The following is a 17,976-nucleotide window of genomic DNA, read 5'->3' as shown; positions in this document are numbered from 1 at the left end:
TTCCGACGAATCCGGATTCCACCCAACGAGGCATCGCCATGACGCTCAAGCAGCAGCTCACCGAGGACATGAAGACCGCCATGCGCGGCGGCGACAAGCCGCGGCTGGGCGTGATCCGGCTGATGCTCGCGGCGATCAAGCAGCGCGAGGTGGATGAGCGCATCGAGCTGGACGATGGCCAGGTGCTCGCCGTACTGGAAAAGATGATGAAGCAGCGCAAGGACTCGGTCAGCCAGTACGTCGCTGCCCAGCGCGAAGACCTGGCCGAGGTGGAGCGCGCCGAGATGGCCGTCATCGAAACCTACCTGCCCGCCAAGCTGGGCGAAGCCGAGATCGACGCGCTGATCGCCGCCGCGATCGCCGACACCGGCGCCAGCTCGCCGCGGGACATGGGCAAGGTGGTGGCCGCGGTGAAGGACAAGGCCGCCGGCCGCGCCGACATGGGCGTGGTGTCCGCACGCATCAAGGCCCGCCTGGCCGGCTGACGCGCCGCCCGGTCGGCGATGCGCCGCCTTCACGCCGATCCCGCTACAACCTCCGGAAACCCCATCGCCTTCCGGAGGACCGCATGCTGAAGTGGGCCATCATCTTCGCCATCATTTCGCTGATCACCGGCTGGCTCGGCTTCGGCGGCGTATCCGGCGCCACCGCGACCATCGCCAAGGTGCTGTTCGCGTGCTTCGTGATCCTGTTCCTGCTCGCGGTGCTGGCCCTGGTCGGCGTGATCAGCCTGTTCTAGCCGGCCCGACCACGCGCCGGCGCCAGGTCGCCTCGCGGTATGCCACCGGTCGGCGCCAGTGCGCCTCCCCGGCGGCGACCGACTAGACTAGGCGGTCTATGCGCGGCCTGATCCCCGACAGCTTCATCGATGAACTGCTCGCCCGCGTCGACATCGTCGACGTGATCGAGCGGCGCGTGCCGTTGAAGAAGGCCGGCCGCGAGTGGACCGCCTGCTGCCCGTTCCACAACGAGCGCACGCCGTCGTTCTACGTCAGCCCGGCCAAGCAGTTCTTCCACTGCTTCGGCTGCGGCGTGCACGGCAGCGCGATCAAGTTCCTGATGGACTACGACCGGCTGGAGTTCCCCGACGCGGTGGAGGAACTGGCGCAGTCCGTGGGCCTCACCGTACCGCGCGAAGGCGGCCGCGACGAGCGCCCGCGCGAGGACAAGACCGATCTCTACGCCCTGCTCGACGCCAGCGCCAGCTGGTACCAGCAGCAGCTGCCGGGCAGCGTCGAGGCGAAGGCGTATTGCACGAAGCGTGGCCTTGACGCCGATACCATCGCGCGCTTCCGCCTCGGCTGGGCGCCGGCCGGCTACGACGGCGTGAGCAAGGCGCTGGGCAGCAGCCCGCGCCGCATGGAACTGCTCGAGGAGGCCGGCATGGTTTCCACCGGCGAACGCGGCAGCAAGTACGACCGCTTCCGCGAACGGCTGATGTTCCCGATCCTCGACCGGCGCGGGCGCGTGATCGCCTTCGGCGGGAGGGTGCTCAGCTCGGAGCAATCCCCCAAGTACCTCAATTCGCCGGAGACCACGCTGTTCCACAAGGGCCGCGAGCTGTTCGCGCTGTGGCAGGTGAAGCAGGCCAACACGAACCTGACCCGCATCGTGGTGGTCGAGGGCTACATGGACGTGATCGCGCTGCACCAGGCCGGCCTGCCGATCGCGGTGGCCACGCTGGGCACGGCGACCACGCCCGAGCACACCGAATTGCTGTTCCGCGCCGCGCCCGACGTGGTGTTCTGCTTCGATGGCGACCGCGCCGGCCGCGCCGCGGCGTGGAAGGCGCTGGAATCCGCGCTGCCGCGGCTGCGCGACGGCCGCCAGGCGTATTTCCTGTTTCTGCCCGACGGCGAGGACCCCGATTCGCTGGTGCGCAAGGAAGGCAAGGCCGGCTTCGAACGGCGCATCAAGGAAGCGATGCCGCTGTCGGACTATTTCTTCAACGAGCTGTCGCGCGATGTCGACATGGCCAGCCTCGACGGGCGCGCGCGGCTCGCCGAGCGCGCGCGGCCGCTGATCGCGAAGCTGCCTGACGGCGCCTTCCGCGACCTGATGGCGCAGGAGCTGGAAAAACGCAGCGGCGCCCGCGCGATGCTGCAGGCCGACCCCGCCGCCCATCGCGCGGTGCAGCGTCCGATGGCGGTGCAGCGCAGCCTGGTGCGCAGCGCCATCTCGCTGCTGCTGACTCAGCCGGGGATGGCCGACCGGGTGGAGAAACCCTACCGCTTCCTGCGCCTGGACAAGCCCGGCGTGGAGCTCCTGGCCGAACTGCTCGACCTGGCGCGCGCGCGTCCCGGCATCAACCCGGCGATGCTGGTGGAGCATTTCGCCGAGCGGCCGGAATACCCGGCGCTGCAGAAACTGATGGCCGCCACCGTGGTGGGCGAAGCGGAGGCGCAGGCCGCCGAGTTCTTCGACGCCCTGCGGCGGATGGAGGAAGAATCCGTCCGCCAGCGCCGCGACGCGCTCACCGCCAAGAGCCGCGAAGGCGCGCTGGACAGCGCCGAAAAGGCCGAGCTGCGCGAACTGCTGGCCGCCCGCGTGGCCCCGCCGACGGCGCCGGCATGAACGCCGCCGCGCTGCCGGAGGCCGCACGCGCCGTGCGGCATGCTGTCCCGGCGCGCCGCAAGGGCGCCACGGCTGTGGGATCATGCACGGCTGCGACCGGAGCGCGGCGGCAGAAGGCACGAAAACACTGATGGATCTGCTGCAGCAGCTGGTCACGATCTTTGCCGAGAACGGCTACCTGGCGGTCTTCATCGCGCTGATGATCTGCGGCGCCGGCTTGCCGCTGCCGGAAGACATCACCCTGGTTGCCGGCGGCGTGATCGCCGGTCTGGGCTATGCCAACGTGCACGCGATGGTCGCGCTGGCGATGTTCGGCGTGCTGCTGGGCGACTGCGCGATCTTCCTGCTCGGCTACCGCCACGGCGCGCGCATCCTGCAATGGCGCTTCGTGGCGCGCATCCTCACCCCGGCGCGCTACGCCAAGGTGCAGGAGAAGTTCCACCGCTACGGCAACCGCGTGCTGTTCATCGCGCGCTTCCTGCCCGGCATGCGCACCACGATCTATCTCACCGCCGGCATGACCCACCGGGTCTCGTTCCTGCGCTTCCTGCTGCTCGACGGCAGCGCCGCGCTGATCAGCGTGCCGTTCTGGGTCTACCTGGGCTTCGTCGGCGCGGACAACCACCAGTGGTTGCTGACGTGGATGCATCGCGGCCAGGCCAGCCTGTGGGTGCTGCTGGGCATCCTGCTGCTAGTGCTGCTGGTCTCCTGGTGGCGGCACCGCCGCCGCGCCCGCTGCACGCTGGACTGAACCGCCTGCATGGTCAGGAGCGTGGGCGGTAGAAATCTTCCGGGCTGCAAAAGCGCCTGCGTGGTCCATATTCCCGCCGCTTCTTGGCCCATAGAACCACTATGGGCCAGCGAATCGTCATGAATCTGTTCTCACGCAGCCACTTTTTCGCCTCGAAAGTTTCTACCGCCCACGCTCCTGGGCGTCGCGCGGTTCCCGACAACTTCACGCTGGCCCTGCTCGGCACGGTGCTGCTGGCCTCGCTGCTGCCCTGCGAAGGCGAGGTCGCGCGCGTGTTCGACCTCGTCACCGATGCGGCCATCGCGCTGCTGTTCTTCCTGCACGGCGCCAAGCTGCCGCGCCAAGCGATCGTGCAGGGCATGACGCACTGGCGGTTGCACCTGACCGTGCTGGCCAGCACCTTCGTGCTGTTTCCGTTGCTCGGCCTGGCGCTGCGCCCGCTCGGCGACGCCGTGCTGACGCCAGAGCTGAGCCTGGGCCTGCTGTTCGTGTGCCTGCTGCCGTCGACCGTGCAATCGTCGATCGCGTTCACCTCGATCGCCGGCGGCAACGTGCCGGCCGCGGTGGTCAGCGCGTCGACGTCCAACCTCCTCGGCATCGTGCTGACCCCGTTGCTGGCGGGATTGCTGCTGGAAAGCCACGGCAGCGGCGTCTCCTGGCATGGCGTACTGGACATCGTGCTGCTGCTGTTGCTGCCGTTCGCGCTCGGCCACTTCGCCCGACGCTGGATCGGCACTTTCGTGGACCGCCACAAGCCGCTGCTTGGCTTCACCGACCAGGCCACCATCCTGCTGGTGGTCTACACCGCCTTCAGCGCTGCGGTGGTCGAAGGCCTGTGGCACGACACGCCGCCGTCTTCCCTGCTCGCCATCCTGGCCGCCTGCGCGCTGCTGCTGGCGGTGGTGATGCCGACCGTCACCTGGGCCGCGCGCCGGCTGGGCTTTTCGCGCGAGGACGAGATCACCATCGTGTTCTGCGGCTCCAAGAAGAGCATGGCCAGCGGCATCCCGATGGCGAAGATCCTCTTCGCCGGCCAGGCCGGCGGCCTCGGCGCGCTGGTGCTGCCGCTGATGGTCTTCCATCAATTGCAGTTGATGGTGTGCGCGGTGGTGGCGCGGCGTTACGCGGCGCGGGGCGTGCATTCGATGGTCGGGGATGATCGCGAGGCGGACTGATGGTTGGGGCAGTCGCGAGGACCGCATGGACGACCAGCCCCTGCAGGGGACGACAGCGGCGGCTGACGAGTTCCGCTCCCCTGCACATTTCGGGCGAATTTCGAAGTTGCACGAATCCGTCGTTTCCTCAGAGTGATGGCGATTTCACTTCCTTTGTCTGATCCACCCTCGCAGGCCTCTGCGCGCGGTACCGCTTCGACAGCGCGACCCGCAGCGCCCAGAAGACAAGCAGGCCGATCACCAGAAGCTCCGGCAGTTGGAGCAGGAACGAGCCCTGCAAGGTCTCCGGGAAGAGGTCCTGTTGCCCGGTGAAAAACGAGCTGGCCGCGATATAGAGCGCCACGGACATTCGCCAGAGGTGCTGCAGGATTCGGGATCGGCGTTTCAGGCCGCCACGCGCGAGCGTCCATGCATCGCTGACGGCACCGAAGGCGGCGATCCCGGAAAACACGAAGTAGATCGCCGCGGGAACGACGAACGTGCCGTCGAGCACGTCTGCGCGGCCGCTCCGGGCCTCGATGCCAAGATGCAGGCCATAGGCGGCAACCGAAACCCCGACGGCCAGTACAAGCCATTCCAGGATGCCGGCCTCGCCGTCGGCGCGCCGGGCGGCGAGCCGGCCCGAACTGACCAGATAGGCCGTCAGTGCCGCCGCCAATACCGAGACACGCACGCCCGCCAGGACGGCGATATATCCACCCATGACCGCCATCACCAGCATCGAGGCAAAGAGGACGCGACCCGCCATGCGATGGGGCAGACTGCCCTTCGCCGCGATCATGGCCGCGGCTCCGGACAACAGACCCAGGGCTCCGCCAACGATATGCACCATCAACTGCCACGTCATGTCCCACCCCTCTCCCGTGCCGGATTTCGCGAGCGAAACGTTGACCGCGGGAAGGCGCGAAAGCGAGCCGTTTGCGATGGACGACGGCCTGGGCGGGTCGGCTGACGATCGTCGCGGACGAACGGCGGCGATGGGCTGCGCAGCCGGGTCGCACAGTGCGAATCCGCCCGCACCCTACTTTATAGTTGGTCCATGGCGACCACGGCTCCCGCGCTAGAACCACGAGGTCTGCACCCCCGCCTGCTGGGCTGGCGACGCGTGCGGCTCGTACTGATGACGAGCCTGGTGCTGAGCGTTCTCCTGCTGCCGAGTTGGGAGGGTCCGTGGGTCGTGCTGTTTGTCCGCATGATGTTCCTGGGCCTGTTCCAGCTGATGGTCTTCGGACTGTTCGAGCGCTGGCCCAGGCGCCTGCCGCGCTGGATGGCGCGCTGGGTGCTGCAGGTCGCAGGCGTGGCGATTGCGGTGCCGTTCGCCGTGGCGATCGCCTATTCGCTGACCACGTTTGGCGACGCAGTGCCCTGGCCGCGCAATGCAGACCGGCTGTCCGGCTTCGCGATGATCACCGGGCTGGGCCTCCTGCTGACGCCATGGATCGCCATGACGGCGTTGTACCGGCACATCAACGGCCACGCGCAGCGCCAGGCGCTGGCCTTCGAGCTGGAACGCAGCGAGTACGAGCGCAATGCCGCGCAAACCCGTCTGCGGCTGTTGCAGGCGCAGGTCGAGCCGCATTTCCTGTTCAACACGCTGGCCAACGTGCGCGAGCTGGTCGATTCCGGCTCGCCGCAGGCCTCCGCGGTGCTCGGCAGCCTGATCGCGTACCTGCGTGCGGCGGTCCCGCGCCTGCACGAGCCGATGACCACACTTGCACAGGAAATCGAGCTGGTGCGCGCGTATCTGGAAGTGATGCACATGCGCATGCCCGACCGCCTGCAGTTCACGCTGCACGCCGATGAAGCGGCCCTGGCATCGCATCTTCCGGCGATGACGTTGCTGACTCTGGTCGAGAACGCCGTACGGCATGGCATCGACCCGAGCGAGGAAGGCGGCCGGATCGATGTGCGCGTGCGCGTAAGGGACGGGCGCTGCCGCGCTGAAGTCATCGACACCGGCGTCGGCCTGGGGCGGGCCGGCGATGGGCTGGGCACCGGACTTTCGAACCTGCGCGAGCGCCTGCAGCTGGCTTTCGGCGGCGATACGCAGTTGCGGTTGCTGCCGCTCGAACCGAAGGGCGTCTGCGCCGAACTCGAGTTTCCTGCGCGGGAGAGGCCGGCATGAGCAGTTCGCGCCCCACTGCATTGATCGCCGATGACGAGCCACTGTTGCGCAAGCAGCTGATGCGGCTGCTTGCGCAGGCCTGGCCCGAACTGCATGTTGTCGCCCAGGCGCGCAATGGCCGCGAGGCGGTCGAGCAGTTCGAGGCGCTGCGGCCCGACATCTGCTTTCTCGATGTGCATATGCCGGCCCTGTCCGGCGTGGAGGTGGCGCGCTTCATCGATCGCCGTGCACATCTCGTCTTCGTCACCGCGTTCGACCAGTACGCTGTGCAGGGCTTCGAACAGGGTGCGCTTGACTACCTGGTGAAGCCGGTGGAATTGACGCGCCTGAGCGACACGGTGGCGCGTCTGCAGGAACGATTGCGCGCCGCGCAACCGGTACCCGACACCCGCACGCTTCTGGAGCAACTGGAAGCGCACCTTTGCAAGAAGGCGGCACTGACGCCGCTGCGCTGGATCCGCGTTTCGGTCGGGCAGGCGCTGCGCCTGGTTTCGGTCGACCAGATCGACTTCCTGCGCTCTGACGAGAAGTACACCCTGGTTGCATGGCGCGGCGACGACGGCAAGACAGCCGGGGGATTGATCCGGACGCCGCTGAAGGAACTGGTGGCGCAACTGGATGCTGCGCATTTCGTGCAGGTGCACCGTTCCGTGGTGGTGAATCTCCGCGCGATCAGCCATGTCTTGCGTGGCGAAAACGAGACCGCGGACATCCACCTGAAGGGCCGCGCGGAGGTGCTGCCCGTGAGCCGCACGTATCTGCACCTGTTCCGCCAGATGTGACCCGCGCCGATCGGCGCAATCACCCGGTGTGCGGAATCAGATGACGCGGATGGCGATCAGAGCCAACGCCCGTACCTGCGGATGTAGATGACCTTCACCAGCTGGGTCAGCACGCAGTAGCTGGCCAGGGTCAGCGCCAGCCAGGCGAAGTACATCGGTGGCAGCGGCACCATGCCGATCTTGCCGCCGAGCGTGCTGAACGGGATCAGCATGCCGAGCACGATGATCGCGAGGGTCAAGCCGAGCACCGGCGCGGAGGCCACGCTCTGCAGGAACGGGATGCGCCGGGTGCGGATCATGTGCACGATCAGGGTCTGCGAGAGCAGGCCCTCGATGAACCAGCCGGACTGGAACAGCGACTGGTGCGCCGGCGAGTTGGCGCCGAAGTAGTGCCACATCAGCCAGAACGTGGTGATGTCGAAGATCGAACTGACCGGGCCGATCCACGCCATGAAACGGCCGATGTCGCCGGCATCCCACTTGCGCGGCTTGCTCAGGTATTCCTCGTCCATGCGATCGAACGGGATCGACAGCTGCGAGATGTCGTACAAGAGGTTCTGCACCAGGATCTGCAACGGCAGCATCGGCAGGAACGGCAGGAACGCACTGGCTACCAGCACGCTGAACACGTTGCCGAAGTTCGAGCTGGCGGTCATCTTGATGTACTTCATGATGTTGCCGAAGGTGACGCGGCCTTCGAGCACGCCCTCCTCCAGCACCATCAGGTTCTTCTCCAGCAGGATGATGTCGGCCGACTCCTTGGCGATGTCGGTGGCGGTGTCGACCGAGATGCCGACGTCGGCATCGTGCAGCGCCGGCGCGTCGTTGATGCCGTCGCCGAGGAAGCCCACCGTGTGGCCGAGCCGCTGCAGCGAGCGCACCACGCGCGCCTTCTGCAGCGGCGACATCTTGGCGAACACGGTGACGCGCGCGACCAGCGCATCGAGCGCAGCGTCATCGAGCGATTCGATGTCGCGGCCCTGCACCGATTCGCCGACGTCGAGCCCGACCTCGCGGCAGATCTTGCGGGTCACCGCCTCGTTGTCGCCGGTGATCACCTTTACCGCCACGCCGTGCTGGTGCAGCGCGCGGATCGCCGTGGCGGCGGAGTCCTTCGGCGGGTCGAGGAAGGCCAGGCAGCCGACCGCCACCAGTCCTTCCTCGTCGGCCACGCCATAGGCATGCGCCTGCGCCGGTTGTCGCCGCACGGCCACCACCAGCACGCGCAGGCCGTCCTCGTTGAGGCTGTGCGTCATCGCCTTGATCGCGCAGCGGCGTTCCCCGGTCATCGGCTCGATCACGCCGCCGGTCTGCGCCCAGGCACAGATCGACAACATCTCCTCGACCGCGCCCTTGCAGATCAGCAGGTGCTCGCCCGCACCGTCGGCCAGCACCACCGACATGCGCCGGCGCTGAAAGTCGAACGGGATCTCGTCGACCACGCGATAGCGCGTCGCCGCCGCCTCCAGGTCGCGATGCGCCAGCACCGCCTTGTCGAGCAGGTTCTTCAGGCCGGTCTGGAACCGGCTGTTGAGGTAGCCGTATTCCAGCGCCTGGTCGGAGGCTTCGCCGTCGAGGTCGAGATGGCGCTCCAGCACGATCCGGTCCAGCGTCAACGTGCCGGTCTTGTCGGTGCACAGCACGTCCATCGCGCCGAAGTTCTGGATCGCGTTGAGCCGCTTGACCACCACCTTGCGCCGCGACATCGCCAGCGCGCCCTTGGACAGGTTGGCGGTGACGATCAGCGGCAGCATCTCCGGGGTCAGCCCCACCGCGATCGACAGCGCGAACAGGAACGCCTCGCCCCAGTCGTGCTTGTCCAGCCCGTTGATCACGAACACCACCGGCACCATCACCGCCATGAAGCGGATCAGCAGCCAGCTCACCGAGCGGATGCCGCGATCGAAACTGGTCTGCACGCGCGCACCGGCCATGCTGTGCGCCAGCGAGCCGAGATAGCTGCGCGCCCCGGTGGCCAGCACCACCGCGCTGGCCGTGCCGCTGACCACGTTGGTGCCCATGTAGCAGACGCTGGCCAGTTCCAGCGGGTCGTCGACGACGCCGGGCACCGTCGCCGCGGGCGCCGCCTTTTCCACCGGCACCGACTCGCCGGTGAGGATCGCCTGGCTGATGAACAGGTCCTTGGCGCCGAGCAGGCGCAGGTCCGCCGGCACCATGTCGCCGGCGGCCAGCTGCACGATGTCGCCCACCACCAGTTCGCGCACCGGCACCTCGATCTGCTCGCTGTGGCCGTCCGAGGCGCGGCGCCGCACGGTGGCGGTGTTGCGCACCATCGCCTTGAGCTGCTCGGCGGCGCGCGAGGAGCGGTACTCCTGGGTGAAACTCAGCAACACGCTGATGCCCACCATCACCGCGATGATGAGCGGCCCGGTGAGATCGTTACCGTCGGTGGCGAGCTGCACGCCGGCGAGCACCAGCAGCACCACGATGAACGGGTTGCGGAACGCGCGCAGCAACTGCAGCGACCAGTGCGGCGGTTTCTCGCGCGAGACCTCGTTCAGGCCGTCACGCTGCAGGCACGCGCGGATCTGTACGGCGTCGAGCCCGCCGGGGTTGCTCTGCAACGCGTCCAGCAGCGCCTCGGGGCTGCGAAACGCATGCCCGAGCGTGGCCGCAAGGGCGGGCGGCGGCGCACCGGCGGCACCGCGGCCGCGCGTCGGGAATGGCTTGCTCATCGGGTGCGTCCGGGTAACGCGTGGCCGGGAAAGACGCGCGTGGCGTCAGCGAATGCGCAGGGCGCGGACGGACTGCCCGGGGCAGCGTCCGCAGCGGTGGATCATCGGTGCGCGCGGCCCAGCCGCCGGCGACGCGGCGAGCGCAGGAACGAGGCCGGCTCGCGTCGTCCGTTGCGCGAGGGTTCCAGGGTTTGCGGCGAAGGGCTCGCCGACCCGGCCAACGGGGCCGGCACGGTCACGCTGAAATCACGCGGCAACGCCGCCGGCTGGGACGCCACGGCACGGACGCCGGCAAACGGCCAGCGGAAGAAATCGTGAAGGAGCTTCATCGGCTCATCTCCTGGTAACGACGCCGTCGGCGTCCTCAGGAGTGGGCCGGACTTTCCCTAGTGGAAAGCACCAGCCGACCGCAGGCGGTCGCCGCAGGCGTTCAACTTGTTGTTGTGCGGCGCCGGCACCCGAAGCGAGCGGATGTCGACGTTGCGACTAGGGTAAACGTCCATATGCCTTGGTTTGTCAGGACTGGAAGCCGTGCGGCGCAGCGCGCCGCAGGGCGCGCGCATTGTCGTGCCGCAGTGCAAAACTGTCAATCGCCGGGCCGCGCGTGACCTCGGAAAATGGATAGAAAACCTTCATGCCACCGGCGCGGGAAACGAACGCCACGACGGCGCGCGCTGCCCGATCCCACTATGCTTGCCCCCGACTCCCGGCACCGCTTGCGGCACCAAAGATGGTCCGCGGCCTCGATTGCGTCGGGAGCCGATGGACGCAGGGAGACATTCTTGACAGCGCAAGACAGATCCAGCCGACTCTCGCCCGAATGCGACGGACACGACGCGCTGCTGCGCAGCGCACGCTGGCTGGAAGTGGGCGATGATGACCCACGAGTGCCCCCGGCCTTCGTGATCGAGTTCTCTTCCGCGGCGTTCGCCCTGCCTGCCTTCGAGCAGCATGGCGTGCCGCTTCCGGCTGCACTGCAGAGGGCCGTGCCCAAACGGCAGGCCGAGTTTCTGGCGGGCCGGATCGCGGCCCGCCACGCGATCGAGCGCCTCGGCGTCGTTGCGTCGATTCCTGGCATCGGATCATCGAGGGAACCACGGTGGCAGGCGGGCGTGACGGGAAGCATCACGCACACGCGCGACCTCGCTGGCGCAATCGCCGTCGAGGCGTCGGCCGTGAGGGGCATCGGCATCGACTTCGAGGAGGTCATCGAGGCCGCCGCCCGCGACGCGGTGCGGGAACTCGCCTTCACGCCGGGCGAACTCGCCTTGCTGGAGAAGCAGCACGGTCACTTGTCCGACGACATGCTCCTCACGATCGCGTTCTCCGCCAAGGAGAGCCTTTTCAAGGGCGCGCACGCGGCAGCGGGCCGCTACTTCGATTTCAGCGCCGCGCGGGTTTCCGCCTTGGACACAGATGCCCGCCGCCTGACCCTGACGCTGGCGGAAACGCTCTGCCCCGACCTGCCGGAAGGCAGCTGCCACCCCGTCTGCTTCAGGATGCTCCGCCCCGACACGGTCGCGACCAGCTTCGTCTGGTGAAGGCGGCGACACCGCGCTCGCCTTCCGTCGCCGCCGACAACTCATCCGAAAATCCCCCGCCGAAGCCCCCCAACGACGCGCGCACAGCCCGCGCCACCGTTCAACCGATCTGCTGCAGCATCGCCCCATGCTGCAGCAGCGGGTCGACCAGCCAGTGGTCGAGCAGCAGGAAGGCGAACAAGGCCATCAGGTACACGATGGAGTACTTGAATACTTTCATCGGGTACAGCTCGTCGGGCGGGTTGAGCAGGCGGATCGCGTAGTAGAGGAAGCCCGCGTCGAGCACGATCGCACCAGCCAGGTAGAGCAACCCGCTCATGCCGGTGATCGCCGGCAGCAGGGTCACCAGCACCAGCAGGATGGTGTAGAACAGCACCTGCCAGCGGGTGTAGACCACGCCGTGGGTGACCGGCAGCATCGGCACGCCGGCGCGCGCGTAATCCTCGCGGCGGAAAATCGCCAGCGCCCAGAAGTGCGGCGGCGTCCACACGAAGATGATCAGGCACAGCTGCAGCGCGAATGCGTGCAACTCGCCGGTGACCGCGGTCCAGCCCAGCACCGGCGGGATCGCGCCGGCGAGGCCGCCGATCACGATGTTCTGCGGCGTGGCGCGCTTCAGGTAGCGGGTGTAGACCAGCGCGTAGCCGATCAATCCGCCGAAGGTCAGCAGTGCGGTCAGCGTGTTGACCAGCAGCGCCAGCACCAGCATCGAGGCGATGCCCAGCAGTACCGCGAACGCCAGCGCCTGGTGCGCGGTGAGTTTGCCGGTGGCCAGCGGGCGGCGGGCGGTGCGCACCATCAGTTTGTCGATCCGCTCGTCGATCAGGTGGTTGAACGCCGCCGCCGAACCGGACGCCATCCAGATGCCCAGCGTGCCGAACACCAGCCCGCGCCACGGCGGCAGGCCGGGCACGGCGAGGAACATGCCGATCACGGCGCAGAACACCAGCAAGGCGACGACGCGCGGCTTGGTCAGCTGCAGATATTCGCGGATCAACTCCATCTCGCTCACGACTCCTCTGATATCGGCACGGCCGCCTGCGTGCGCGCCAACGTGGCCAGCAGGGCAAACAACAGCAAGGCCGCCACGCCATTGTGCGCGGTGGCCACCGGCAGCGGCAGGCCGAAATACACGTTGCTGATGCCCAGCGTCACCTGGGCCAGCAGGATCAGCGCGATCGCCAGCGCGTGCGCCCGCAAACCCCGGCGCGCCGCTTTGAACGCCAGCCAGCCGAGGTAGCAGAACACCACCAGCGCGCCGATCCGGTGCGCGATCTGGATCGCGCTGCGCGCGGCCATGTCCAGCACGCCGCCTTCGTAGTTGACGCCGATGCCGCGCCACAGGATGAAGCCTTCGCGGAAATCCGTCGGCGGCGCCCACTGGCCCAGGCACTGCGGGAACGAGCCCGGGCCGTAGCCGCAGGCCAGCGCCGCGTAGTTGGACGAGGTCCAGCCGCCCAGCGCGATCTGGCACGCCAGCAGCACCACGCCCGCCACCACCAGGCTGCGCAGCGCGGCCAGGCGCTGGTCCGGCGCGGCGACGCCGGCGAAACGCAGCGCCACGTACGAGAGCAGGCCGAAGGTGAGCATGCCGCCGAGCAGGTGGCTGGTGACCACCACCGGTTTCAGCAGCAAGGTGACCGTCCACATGCCGAGCATCGCCTGGAACACGATCACCGCGAACACCAGCACGCTGATCCGCCGCGCGCCGCCACCACCGAGTCGCCACGCGCCGAACAGCGGCGCGGCGATCGCCACGCCCGCCAGCACCGACGAGAACACATGCTCGCCGCGCATGTACATGGTCACGCCGATCGCCGCGCATATCGCGCCGACCACCACCATCGCGCGCACGCGCCGGTCCCGCCACGCGGCGGCCAGCGCCAGCACCAGCACCATCACGCCCAGCGTGCCGGCGAGGAAGCGATGCACCTGCTCGCGCCAAGCCTTGTGCGCCTCGTACGGACGGTCCGGGAACGCCGCGTCGGCGTGCGCCACCGCCTGCGCGTGCTGCGGCCAGGTGACCTGGCCGTAGCAGGTGGGCCAGTCCGGACAGGACAGCCCGGCGTTGGACAGCCGCACGAAGGCGCCGAACATCACCAGGCCGAAGGCGAACAGCGCCGCCAGCAGCGACAAGCCGCGCAGAAACTTCCGCTGACGCGCCGACATCACTTGATCACCTTGCGCATGTCGCGCAGCAGGCCGGCGGCATCGAAGCCGGGCGGATAGAACGACAGCGCGGTGCCGTTGGATTCCACCAGCAGCGCGCCGACGCTGTCGGGCGTGGCGGGTCGATAGCCGTCGAGCTTGCCGTCGACATCGCGGCCGGTTTGCCAGTACGTCGACATCGCCTCGCGTGCCGCCGCATCGGCAGGCGGCGTGCCCAGGTAGAGCAGGCGCAGGCGATCCTGCTTGTGGTTCAGCATCACCCGCGCCTTGGCCATGGCGGTGAGCGTGGCCAGGCATTGCGTGGCGCAATCCGGGCCGGCCAGCGCCACCAGGGTCATCCGCGGCTCGCTGTCGCGCCAGGCGTAATCGCCGCCATCGGCCAGCACGACGCGCAGGTGCTCGTCGAGGAAATTGCGCTGCGGCACGATCGGCTGGCCGTTGCCCTTGGTGCCCGGCTGCCAGCCGGCAAAGGTGAGCACGCCGGCGGCGATCATGGGCGCCAGGAACACCAGTGCGATCAGCAACAGGTGGATGCGGCTCTTGCGCGTGCGGTTGGGGTCAGCGGTGTTCATCGTGGACATTCATCACAGGACATCGGTGGGGTCATCATCGCCCGCGCGGAGGGCGCTTGCGATGCAGCACCAGCAGGATCACCACCGCGGCGACGGCGAAGGCAAACCACTGGAACGCATAGGCGCGGTGTCGCGCCGGCGGCATCGAGAGGTCGAGCGTGTGCTGGCGCACGTAGATCGAGGAGGCGTCCGCATCCAGCGCCAGCACGCGCGGGTACAAGGGCCGGCCGAGGTCGGCGGCCACCTGGCCCATCGCCAGGTAGATGCTCTGCTTCGGCCAGCGGGTCTGCCGCGCCAGCGCATTGCCGCCCATCTCGAAACCGGTCGGCGGCGGCGGCACGTACAAGCCGCGCAGCTCGACCGGCGTGGCCGGCAACGGCGGCAGTTGCGGCGCCTTGCCGTTGCCGCTGCCGGGCAGGAAACCCAGGTCGACCAGCAGCAGCGGCGCGTGCCCGGCCAGTTCGAACGGCGCAAACACCTCCACGCCGCCGCGCTCGTCATGCTTGGGGTTGTCCAGCAGGTAGAGCCGGTCGGCAAGGTAACGGCCGTGCACCTGCACGCGCGGAAAGCTGCCCGCCGGCGGCGTGGCGGCCACCATGGCGAAGTCCTGCGATGGCGCGGTTTCCGCTGCGGCATAGCGCCGCAGCAGCGATTCCTTGAAGTCGGCGCGATGCAGTTGCCACACGCCCAGGCGCAGGAACAGCAAGGCGCCGGCCGCCGTCAGCAGCAACGCCCACCACGACGGACGGCGAAAGCCGTTCACGCGGTGCGGCTGCCGCGGGTGGCTATACTGCCGCTGTCGAAATCGCTCGGACCGATCACGTGGAAACCATCTACAAAGTCGCGCTGGTGGTGGTACTGCTGGTGGTGATCTTCAATCTCGGCCAGGCGCTGTTCTTCATGATGAAGGACAAGGACGACGACCGACGAACGGTGTGGGCGCTGACCCGCCGCATCGGCCTGTCGCTGGTGCTGATCGGCATGGTCGTGCTGGGCATCTGGATGGGCTGGCTGCACCCGCACGGCGTCAGCCCGTAATTGTAGCGGTTGTGCCGCCCCGGCGTTGCCGCGGCGCGCGCCACGTCGATCAGGCTTGCCCGCCGACCCGGTAATAGTCGCGATACCAGCGCACGAAATTCGCCACGCCCTCCTCCACGCCCACCCGCGGCCGGTAGCCGACCGAGGCGATCAGGTCGGAGATGTCGGCCTCGGTGTCCGGCACGTCGCCGGCCTGCAGCGGCAGCATCTCCATCTGCGCCTTGCGACCCAGGCACTGTTCGAGCACCTCGATGTAGCGCAGCAGCTCCACCGGCTGCTCGTTGCCGATGTTGTAGATGCGGTACGGCGCCACCCCGCTGCTGGCCGGGTCGGGTGCGTTGCCGTCCCAGCCGCGGTCCTTGCCGGGGATCTTGTCCAGCGTGCGCACGACGCCCTCGACGATGTCGTCGACGTAGGTGAAGCTGCGCTTGTGGTGGCCGTGGTTGAACACCTTGATCGGCTCGCCCGCCAGGATCGCGCGGGTGAACAGGAACAACGCCATGTCCGGCCGGCCCCACGGCCCGTAGACGGTGAAGAAGCGCAGCCCCGTGCACGGCAGGCCGTACAGGTGCGCGTAGCTGTGCGCCATCATCTCGTTGGCCTTCTTCGAGGCCGCGTACAGCGTCAGCGGATGCTCGGTCGACTGGTGCTCGGAGAACGGCATGCTGGTGTCGGCGCCATACACCGAACTGGTCGAGGCATAGACCAGGTGCTCGACGTCGTGATGGCGGCAGCCCTCGATGACGTGCAGGAAACCGGTGACGTTGGTCGACACGTAGATGTGCGGGTTCTGCGCCGCGTAGCGCACGCCGGCCTGCGCGGCCAGGTTGATCACCCGCTGCGGCCGGTGCCGCGCGAACACCGCCTCGATCGCCGCGCGATCGGCAAGGTCGACCGGTTCGTGGCGGTAGCCCGGGCGATCGGCGAAGCGCGCCAGCCGCGCCTTCTTCAGCTCCACGTCGTAGTAGTCGCTGAGGTTGTCGATGCCGATCACCTCGTCGCCGCGCTCGAGCAGGTGCATGGCGACGTGGGAACCGATGAAGCCGGCGGTGCCGGTGACGAGGACTTTCATGCGGAAGCAGCCTGCGGCGGTGAAAACCCGCCCATGATACGCAGTCGCAAGGTGCAGCGCAGGTCTACAACCGGCCGTCGACCTCGGCGCGCGGCAGCACGTACTTGACGTCGTACAGCACGCTGGACGGCTTGCCGAACGCACGGATGCCGGCGCTGCCCAGCGCGGCGAACTGTCGATGGCCCACCGCCACGATGATCGCGTCGTAGGCGCCCGCGGCGGGAGCGTCGACCAGCTCCAGGCCGTATTCGTGCCTGGCCTCCGCCGCGTCGACCCATGGATCGAACACGTCCACCTCGGTGTTGTAGCAGCGCAGCGCGTGCACGATGTCCACCACGCGGGTGTTGCGCAGGTCCGGGCAGTTCTCCTTGAACGCCAGCCCCAGCACCAGGATGCGCGCGTGCACCGGATTGATGCTCTTGCGCACCATCAGCCGCACCACCTGGCCGGCGATGTACTCGCCCATGCTGTCGTTGGTGCGCCGGCCGGCCAGGATCACGTCCGGGTGATGGCCCACTTCCTGCGCCTTGTGGGTGAGGTAATACGGATCGACGCTGATGCAGTGGCCGCCGACCAGACCCGGCCGGAACGGCAGGAAGTTCCACTTGGTGCCGGCCGCCTCGAGCACTTCCAGGGTGTCGATGCCCAGCGTGTTGAACAGCTTGGCGAGGTCGTTGACCAGCGCGATGTTGAGGTCGCGCTGGGTGTTCTCGATCACCTTGGCGGCCTCGGCCACCTTGATGCAGCTGGCCTGGTGAGTGCCGGCGGTGATGATCGAGCCGTACAGCCGGTTGACGAAGTCGGCTACCTCGGGGGTGGAGCCGGAGGTGACCTTGAGGATGCTGGTGACCCGGTGCTGCTTGTCGCCCGGGTTGATCCGCTCCGGGCTGTAGCCGGCGAAGAAGTCGCGGTTGAAGACCAGCCCCGAGACGCGCTCCAGGATCGGGATGCAGACCTCCTCGGTGCAGCCGGGGTAGACGGTGGATTCGTACACCACGATGTCGCCACGCTCCAGCACCTGACCCAGGCTTTCGCTGGCCTTGACCAGCGGGGTCAGGTCGGGGCGCTTGGCCGCGTCGATCGGGGTGGGCACGGTGACGATGTAGACGTTGCACCCGCGGATGCCCTCCAGCTCGGCGCTGAAGCGCAGGCGGGTGGCCGCCGCCAGCTCGGCCGCATCGACCTCCAGCGTGTGGTCGTGGCCGGCGCGCAGCTCGTCCACCCGTGCGGCGCGGATGTCGAATCCGACCGTGTCGTAGCGCCGGCCGAACTCCACCGCCAACGGCAGGCCGACATAGCCCAGCCCGACGATGGCGACCCTGGTGTTTTCCAGCTGCTGCATAGGTAACTGTCCCGTGATTTCCTTGATGGGGCGCGGCGCGAAGCGGGCCGACGGCCGGTCCGGCGCAGTCCGCGCGCCGTGTCCGCATATCCGGTTGTCGACGTTCCTGCCGTGATATTCTGCACATTCTGAAAGACAA

At 68.1% G+C, this 17,976-nt stretch carries 18 protein-coding genes; 9 read left to right on the top strand and 9 right to left on the bottom strand.

The genetic code is table 11. The annotated features are described in order from the left end of the window. Positions 1-38: 38 nt before the first annotated feature. The 5 genes from ACVCL3_RS13070 (at position 39) to ACVCL3_RS13050 (ending at position 4,500) form a co-directional block, all read left to right on the top strand. Entirely contained in the window at positions 39-485 is a 447-nt protein-coding gene (locus ACVCL3_RS13070) for a GatB/YqeY domain-containing protein (protein WP_395120336.1), read from the top strand. A gap of 83 nt (positions 486-568) precedes the next feature. Then, positions 569-739 carry a DUF1328 domain-containing protein gene (locus tag ACVCL3_RS13065; protein ID WP_136257740.1) on the top strand — a complete coding sequence of 57 codons (171 nt, stop codon included), beginning with the start codon at positions 569-571 and terminating at the stop codon, positions 737-739. Between the two features lie 98 nt (positions 740-837). Continuing rightward, positions 838-2,574: a DNA primase gene (gene dnaG / locus ACVCL3_RS13060; protein WP_447097960.1), complete on the top strand. Its 1,737-nt coding sequence runs from the start codon at positions 838-840 to the stop codon at positions 2,572-2,574. A 130-nt stretch (positions 2,575-2,704) separates the two neighbouring features. Beyond that, positions 2,705-3,325: a DedA family protein gene (locus ACVCL3_RS13055; RefSeq protein ID WP_447097959.1), complete on the top strand. Its 621-nt coding sequence runs from the start codon at positions 2,705-2,707 to the stop codon at positions 3,323-3,325. A 119-nt stretch (positions 3,326-3,444) separates the two neighbouring features. Beyond that, positions 3,445-4,500, top strand: coding sequence for a bile acid:sodium symporter family protein (locus ACVCL3_RS13050; protein ID WP_447099616.1), 1,056 nt, complete (start codon positions 3,445-3,447; stop codon positions 4,498-4,500). 127 nt (positions 4,501-4,627) lie between these two features. Here ACVCL3_RS13050 and ACVCL3_RS13045 read toward each other — a convergent pair whose 3' ends face one another. Next, complete coding sequence (locus tag ACVCL3_RS13045; RefSeq protein ID WP_447099615.1) at positions 4,628-5,347, bottom strand: hypothetical protein; 720 nt, start codon at positions 5,345-5,347, stop codon at positions 4,628-4,630. A gap of 273 nt (positions 5,348-5,620) precedes the next feature. Between ACVCL3_RS13045 and ACVCL3_RS13040 the strand changes: the two genes are divergently transcribed. After that, positions 5,621-6,625, top strand: coding sequence for a sensor histidine kinase (locus ACVCL3_RS13040; RefSeq protein ID WP_447107235.1), 1,005 nt, complete (start codon positions 5,621-5,623; stop codon positions 6,623-6,625). Positions 6,626-6,669: 44 nt separating this feature from the next. Continuing rightward, positions 6,670-7,407 (top strand): LytR/AlgR family response regulator transcription factor, encoded by a 738-nt coding sequence (locus ACVCL3_RS13035; protein ID WP_447107234.1) that lies wholly within the window; start codon positions 6,670-6,672, stop codon positions 7,405-7,407. A gap of 56 nt (positions 7,408-7,463) precedes the next feature. Here ACVCL3_RS13035 and mgtA read toward each other — a convergent pair whose 3' ends face one another. Together mgtA and ACVCL3_RS13025 are read right to left on the bottom strand one after the other, a co-directional pair. After that, complete coding sequence (mgtA, locus tag ACVCL3_RS13030) at positions 7,464-10,103, bottom strand: magnesium-translocating P-type ATPase (RefSeq protein ID WP_447099612.1); 2,640 nt, start codon at positions 10,101-10,103, stop codon at positions 7,464-7,466. A gap of 101 nt (positions 10,104-10,204) precedes the next feature. Next, positions 10,205-10,432, bottom strand: coding sequence for a hypothetical protein (locus tag ACVCL3_RS13025; RefSeq protein WP_395120344.1), 228 nt, complete (start codon positions 10,430-10,432; stop codon positions 10,205-10,207). 453 nt (positions 10,433-10,885) lie between these two features. Here ACVCL3_RS13025 and ACVCL3_RS13020 point away from each other — a divergent pair, with 453 nt between their 5' ends. Beyond that, entirely contained in the window at positions 10,886-11,644 is a 759-nt protein-coding gene (locus ACVCL3_RS13020) for a 4'-phosphopantetheinyl transferase family protein (protein ID WP_447099611.1), read from the top strand. Between the two features lie 100 nt (positions 11,645-11,744). On the opposite strand, the gene cyoE is transcribed toward ACVCL3_RS13020, so the two are convergent. Genes cyoE through ACVCL3_RS13000 form a run of 4 tightly spaced genes read right to left on the bottom strand, consistent with a single transcriptional unit; the run spans position 11,745 to position 15,148 of the window. Then, on the bottom strand, positions 11,745-12,647 hold the full coding sequence (gene cyoE / locus ACVCL3_RS13015) for a heme o synthase (protein ID WP_395121264.1): 903 nt from the start codon (positions 12,645-12,647) through the stop codon (positions 11,745-11,747). A 5-nt stretch (positions 12,648-12,652) separates the two neighbouring features. Beyond that, a complete protein-coding gene (locus tag ACVCL3_RS13010) occupies positions 12,653-13,813 on the bottom strand; it encodes a COX15/CtaA family protein (RefSeq protein WP_395120347.1) in 1,161 nt (386 codons plus the stop codon). After that, positions 13,813-14,385, bottom strand: coding sequence for a hypothetical protein (locus tag ACVCL3_RS13005; protein ID WP_447097951.1), 573 nt, complete (start codon positions 14,383-14,385; stop codon positions 13,813-13,815). Before ACVCL3_RS13005 ends, ACVCL3_RS13010 begins: the two co-directional genes overlap by 1 nt. A gap of 34 nt (positions 14,386-14,419) precedes the next feature. Beyond that, positions 14,420-15,148 (bottom strand): SURF1 family protein, encoded by a 729-nt coding sequence (locus ACVCL3_RS13000; protein ID WP_395120349.1) that lies wholly within the window; start codon positions 15,146-15,148, stop codon positions 14,420-14,422. A 59-nt stretch (positions 15,149-15,207) separates the two neighbouring features. On the opposite strand from ACVCL3_RS13000, the gene ACVCL3_RS12995 reads away from it, so the two are divergent. Then, positions 15,208-15,423: a twin transmembrane helix small protein gene (locus tag ACVCL3_RS12995; protein WP_395120350.1), complete on the top strand. Its 216-nt coding sequence runs from the start codon at positions 15,208-15,210 to the stop codon at positions 15,421-15,423. Between the two features lie 49 nt (positions 15,424-15,472). Here ACVCL3_RS12995 and ACVCL3_RS12990 read toward each other — a convergent pair whose 3' ends face one another. Further along, positions 15,473-16,495, bottom strand: coding sequence for an NAD-dependent epimerase (locus ACVCL3_RS12990; RefSeq protein WP_395120351.1), 1,023 nt, complete (start codon positions 16,493-16,495; stop codon positions 15,473-15,475). 64 nt (positions 16,496-16,559) lie between these two features. Then, positions 16,560-17,837 (bottom strand): Vi polysaccharide biosynthesis UDP-N-acetylglucosamine C-6 dehydrogenase TviB, encoded by a 1,278-nt coding sequence (gene tviB / locus ACVCL3_RS12985; RefSeq protein WP_447099610.1) that lies wholly within the window; start codon positions 17,835-17,837, stop codon positions 16,560-16,562. Positions 17,838-17,976: the final 139 nt, after the last annotated feature.

The organism is Rhodanobacter sp. UC4437_H4 (assembly GCF_052978425.1).
This window is presented reverse-complemented; position numbering and strand designations above follow the sequence as displayed.